The 4,617-nt window shown below is 59.5% G+C and carries 5 protein-coding genes; 2 read left to right on the forward strand and 3 right to left on the reverse strand.

Annotated features, from left to right (window positions below; translation table 11 throughout):
* Positions 1 to 652: 652 nt before the first annotated feature.
* Both Q2B33_RS03075 and Q2B33_RS03080 read right to left on the reverse strand, forming a co-directional pair.
* Positions 653 to 889, reverse strand: a complete 237-nt coding sequence (locus Q2B33_RS03075; protein ID WP_296457277.1) for a hypothetical protein — start codon at positions 887 to 889, stop codon at positions 653 to 655.
* Complete coding sequence (locus Q2B33_RS03080; protein ID WP_300568836.1) at positions 886 to 2,166, reverse strand: folylpolyglutamate synthase/dihydrofolate synthase family protein; 1,281 nt, start codon at positions 2,164 to 2,166, stop codon at positions 886 to 888. Before Q2B33_RS03080 ends, Q2B33_RS03075 begins: the two co-directional genes overlap by 4 nt.
* Positions 2,167 to 2,261: 95 nt before the next feature.
* Between Q2B33_RS03080 and Q2B33_RS03085 the strand changes: the two genes are divergently transcribed.
* Positions 2,262 to 2,678, forward strand: coding sequence for a hypothetical protein (locus Q2B33_RS03085; protein ID WP_300568839.1), 417 nt, complete (start codon positions 2,262 to 2,264; stop codon positions 2,676 to 2,678).
* Between the two features lie 133 nt (positions 2,679 to 2,811).
* On the opposite strand, the gene Q2B33_RS03090 is transcribed toward Q2B33_RS03085, so the two are convergent.
* On the reverse strand, positions 2,812 to 3,189 hold the full coding sequence (locus Q2B33_RS03090; RefSeq protein ID WP_300568842.1) for a PH domain-containing protein: 378 nt from the start codon (positions 3,187 to 3,189) through the stop codon (positions 2,812 to 2,814).
* Positions 3,190 to 3,406: 217 nt separating this feature from the next.
* Between Q2B33_RS03090 and Q2B33_RS03095 the strand changes: the two genes are divergently transcribed.
* On the forward strand, positions 3,407 to 3,946 hold the full coding sequence (locus Q2B33_RS03095) for a nitroreductase family protein (RefSeq protein WP_300568845.1): 540 nt from the start codon (positions 3,407 to 3,409) through the stop codon (positions 3,944 to 3,946).
* The last annotated feature ends 671 nt before the right edge of the window (positions 3,947 to 4,617 follow it).

Consider the following 4,617-nt stretch of genomic DNA (forward strand, 5'->3'; position numbering starts at 1 on the left):
ACACTCTTTCCCTACACGACGCTCTTCCGATCTTGCACATATGCTCCGCCTCCAGCACCACCATCACGCCCCTGGGTGAGAGATGCTCCATGATGGCATCCGCGATCTGCCCTGTCATCTGCTCCTGAATCTGGAGCCTCCTGGCGTAGATTTCCACCGTCCTGGCCAGCTTGCTCAGGCCCAGCACCCTGCCGTCCGGGATATAGGCGATATGGGCCCTGCCGTAAAAGGGCAGTATATGGTGCTCGCACATGGAATGGAAGACGATATCCTTCTCCAGAATCATATCCCCCACAGAGGCGCCGCCTTCCACAGTCTCATTTCCCTCAGAACGTCCGCTTCCTCTATTTTCCATGGAAAATACCCTGGACAGCGGTTCCGCCGGGTCCGCATCCATGCCGGAGAACAGCTCCCCGTACATCCTGGCCACTCTGTCCGGCGTCTCGGCCAGTCCCTCCCTGTCAGGATCCTCCCCGATTCCCTCCAGCAGGAGCCGGACCGCCTCTTTGATTTTGCCCTCATCTATCATTTCTATCCATCCCTCCCCGCGCCGATCCCCGGCAGTACAGAACTTCTTACTCAAAAGTGAACATCCTGTAATTCGCCGACTGTGGATCGTCATGCGCGCCTATCATGAACTCTGTATAGCATATTAAGACCGTATCATAGTCCCCCGCCGCGATATAATCCCTCGGGCTTCCCAGTCCTTAAAGGTATAGCGGGATTCGTCATAGAGGGAAAGGTCGATGTCATAGCCGCAGCATTCGTTCAGGCCCGCCGCTATCTTCCCTGCTGCCCACAGGCCGCTCCAGGTCTTCCAGTGGTGGTCGGTGCGGTAGAACATATCGTAGATGTCCAGCCCGTCCTCCAGAATCTTGTCCCTTATCAACCTCCGACGATCTCCAGCATCCTGCCCAGGTAGGACAGGGAGCCGAAAGCCACGATGACGTCCTCCTTATCCGCCAGGAGACGGGCCATCTCCACCGCCTCCTCCAGGCTGTCCGCCGCGGTCACCTTCTCATGCACCTGCGCCACCGCGGCGGCCAGCTCGTAGGCCGGCATGGCCCTTGGGTTCCCCGGGGGCGTCACCGTGATGATCTGGTCGGCCAGGCTGTGGGTCAGCCCGATTATCTTCTCATATTCTTTGTCCCGCAGCATCCCCATGATATAGAGAATCCTCCTGCCGGGGAAGCAGGCTTCCAGGGACCGGGCCAGCTTCCCGGCAGCGTCCTCATTGTGGGCCCCGTCCAGGATGAAGCAGGGCTTCCTGCCCGCTACCGTGAAGCGCCCGGGCCAGCGGGCCTGGGCCATGCCCTCCCGGAGCTTCTCCTCCTGCACCGGAAATCCAAGTCCGCCAAGGGCTTTCAGCGCCTCCAGGGCCGTCACCGCGTTCTCTATCTGGTACTGCCCCGCCAGAGCGATCTCCAGCTTTTTCCAGTCCTTATAGTCGAATCTCTGCTTCTCCAGGCCCGGGCGCACATGCTCCGCGGCCCTCCCGTCTGCCACTGTCAGAGGGCATCCCGCATCGGCAGCCTTCCCGGCGATCACCTCCATGACCTCCGGCGCCTGCGCAGCGGTCACCACATGGCAGCCCCCCTTGATGATGCCCGCTTTCTGGACGGCGATTTCCGGCAGTGTCTTCCCCAGGAAGCCCATGTGGTCTGCGCTGATGGAGGTCAGCACCGCCACGCAGGTGTCCTCCACTATGTTAGTCGCATCTAACAGCCCGCCCATCCCGGTCTCCAGCACCACGATATCGCATTTCTTCTCCCGGAAATACAGAAACGCCATGGCAGTCTTCACCTCAAAGGGCGTGGGATGGTGCAGCCCTTCCCCGGCCATTTCGTCGCACACGGCCTTTATCCGCTCCATATGCCGCCCCACCGCCGCCTTCGGGATGTAGCTGCCGTTTACCTGGATCTCCTCCCGTTCGTCCACCACGGCGGGGGAGGTGTACTTCCCCACCCGGTATCCGCCCCGCTGCAGCGCGGACGACACATAGGCGCACACGGAGCCCTTGCCGTTGGTGCCCGCCACATGGACGTACCGCATTCCTTTCTGGGGATCGCCCAGCCGCCCCACAAGCTGCCGGATGCTGTCCAGGCCCGGCGAGATGCCGTACTGCCCTATCTGCTGCATATAGTCCAGCGCTTCCTTATAGTTCATCTGCCAATCGTCCCCTCTTCCCGAATATTTTCTCCCTTTCCAAGGCATACTGATACGGACACCCATACCCAGCCAACCCAGAAGGAGCATCCCACATGAAACAATGCCTGACGAATTTTGCGAAGAACTTCCTCAAATGCGGCCTGATCGGCTGGTGCCTGGAAATCCTCTTCACTTCCATGGACGCCCTGCGCCGCCGGGACATGACTTTAAAGGGGCACACCTCGCTCTGGATGTTCCCCATCTACGGCAGCGCCGCCCTCCTGTCCCCTGTCAGCCGCCTGCTCCGGGGGAAATCCGCCCTGGCCAGAGGCCTGACCTATATGGGGATAATCTTCTCCATGGAGTACCTCTCCGGCCTCCTGCTGTCACGCCGCAAAGCATGTCCCTGGGACTACCGGCGCAGCCGCTGGAACATAGGGCGCGTCATCCGCCTGGACTTCGCCCCCTACTGGTTCTGCGTGGGGCTGCTCTATGAACAACTGCTCTCCGGGAGCCAATCCAAGACATAGCCGTAGTCCTGCATGTGCCTTCCCTGCCTAATCCGCCGGGATTCCCGCGCCTCTGCGCTGGGATGCCCACACTTTTGTGCCGGGATTCCCGCGCGTCCTCCGCCGAAATACACGCCCCTCAGTCACACGCCCCTCAGTCGTCCATATTGTCCATGTCGTCCACACCGTCCGACCCGATATCCAGCATGTTCACCGTGCGCCTCTTCAGCCTGGCCTCCTCGGATTCCCTCAGGATGAAATCCTTGATCTCCCTGGAACGCCTGATATGCTGCAGCATCAGTTGGGGATGGGTCGTATCGCCCGTATAGCAGATCACCGTGCCCAGCCCGAACAGCTTCTCTCCCAAGCTGGCGCTGTGGGTCACGTCCTGCACCTTGTACATATAGCAGTCGTTCTCCACTGTCCTGAAGAACCCCTCCGCCACCGTGATCATATCCTCTTTCACCGTATACTTTGTAAAGGTAAAGGGAAGCCCCAGAAACATCCATCTCTTTCTTTCTACATATTCCATCCTGTGTACCGTCCTTTCCTGTCCCGCCTCCGGCAAAATCCCCCTGCGGGCCCTTCCCTCACTAGTATAGAGGATTTTTTTCCAAAATACAACCGTTAAAAACTTGAAACTCTTCTCCGGACATGGTATCATAGAACAAAAGGATTGTGGCAAAACGTCGAAGGGACTTTACCCTTTCAGTGCCATCGCGCAGCGATTCTAATAAGGAGGTTCACGCATGACTGCAAATGAATGTATCAGAGGCCGCAGAAGCATCCGCAAGTTCACCGATCAGCCCGTATCCCATGAGCTGCTGGCGCAGATTGTGGAGACAGCGTCCTACGCCCCAAGCTGGAAGCATACTCAGATTGTCCGCTATATCGCGGTAGAGGGCGAGAAAAAGGCCGCTCTGGCCAAGTGCACCGCTATCTTTCCCGGCAACGGGAAAATCATGGACGATGCCCCCATGGTCATAGCCGTCACCATCATCAAGGGCCGCAGCGGTTATGAGAGGGACGGTTCCTTCTCCACCCCTAAGGGCGACAGATGGCAGATGTATGACGCGGGCGTAGCCGGAGAGGCGTTCTGCCTGGCAGCTTTCGAGCAGGGCCTTGGCACCGTCATCATGGGACTGTTCGATGAAGAAGAGGCGACGAAGCTGCTGGAGCTCCCCGAGGACAGAGAGCTGGTGGCTCTCATTCCCATTGGATATCCCGCGGAATCTCCCGCCGCTCCCAGACGCAAGGCGGTAGAAGATTTATTATCCTATCAATCATAAGCAGGAGTCGAAGAGGCAAAACTCTTCGACTCCTTTTTCGGGGCGGGCTTATGCGCGCTGCCCTCCGCCCCGAAGCGCTGGCGCCCACCGGAAATGCCGAAGCACGGCCCCTGCAGCAGCGCCCTGAAAGACACGGCAGCGCAGAAATGAGGTTAGCTATGCGACATCTGATGAGTCCTCTGGACTTCACCACGGAGGAGCTTGACATGCTCTTCGACCTGGCAAACGATATTGAATGGAATCCCGTCAAGTATGCCCACGCCTGCGATGGCCGGATTCTGGCCACCTGCTTCTACGAGCCCAGCACCCGCACGCGCCTAAGCTTTGAATCCGCCATGACCCGGCTGGGCGGGCGCGTCATCGGCTTCTCCGACGCGGCCTCCTCCTCCGCCTCCAAGGGCGAGAGCGTGTCCGACACCATCCGCGTCATCTCCTGCTACGCGGACATCTGCGCCATGCGCCATCCCAAGGAGGGCGCTCCCATGGTGGCCGCGGAGAAATCCCTGATCCCCGTCATCAACGCAGGGGACGGGGGCCATCAGCACCCCACTCAGACCCTGACGGATCTCCTGACCATCCGCAGCATGAAAGGGGCTCTGGGCGGCTTCACCATCGGCCTGTGCGGAAGATCGGAAGAGCGTCGTGTAGGGAAAGAGTGTAGATCTCGGTGG

The sequence above is a fragment of the uncultured Acetatifactor sp. genome (assembly GCF_948601915.1).
GTDB lineage: Bacteria > Bacillota > Clostridia > Lachnospirales > Lachnospiraceae > Acetatifactor.

What these genes read in the sequence shown, in the direction of transcription:
- Q2B33_RS03080 (WP_300568836.1), bottom strand. Translation starts at nt 2,166, where the DNA reads ATGAACTATAAGGAAGCGCTGGACTATATGCAGCAGATAGGGCAGTAC.
- Q2B33_RS03085 (WP_300568839.1), top strand. Translation starts at nt 2,262, where the DNA reads ATGAAACAATGCCTGACGAATTTTGCGAAGAACTTCCTCAAATGCGGC.
- Q2B33_RS03090 (WP_300568842.1), bottom strand. Translation starts at nt 3,189, where the DNA reads ATGGAATATGTAGAAAGAAAGAGATGGATGTTTCTGGGGCTTCCCTTT.
- Q2B33_RS03095 (WP_300568845.1), top strand. Translation starts at nt 3,407, where the DNA reads ATGACTGCAAATGAATGTATCAGAGGCCGCAGAAGCATCCGCAAGTTC.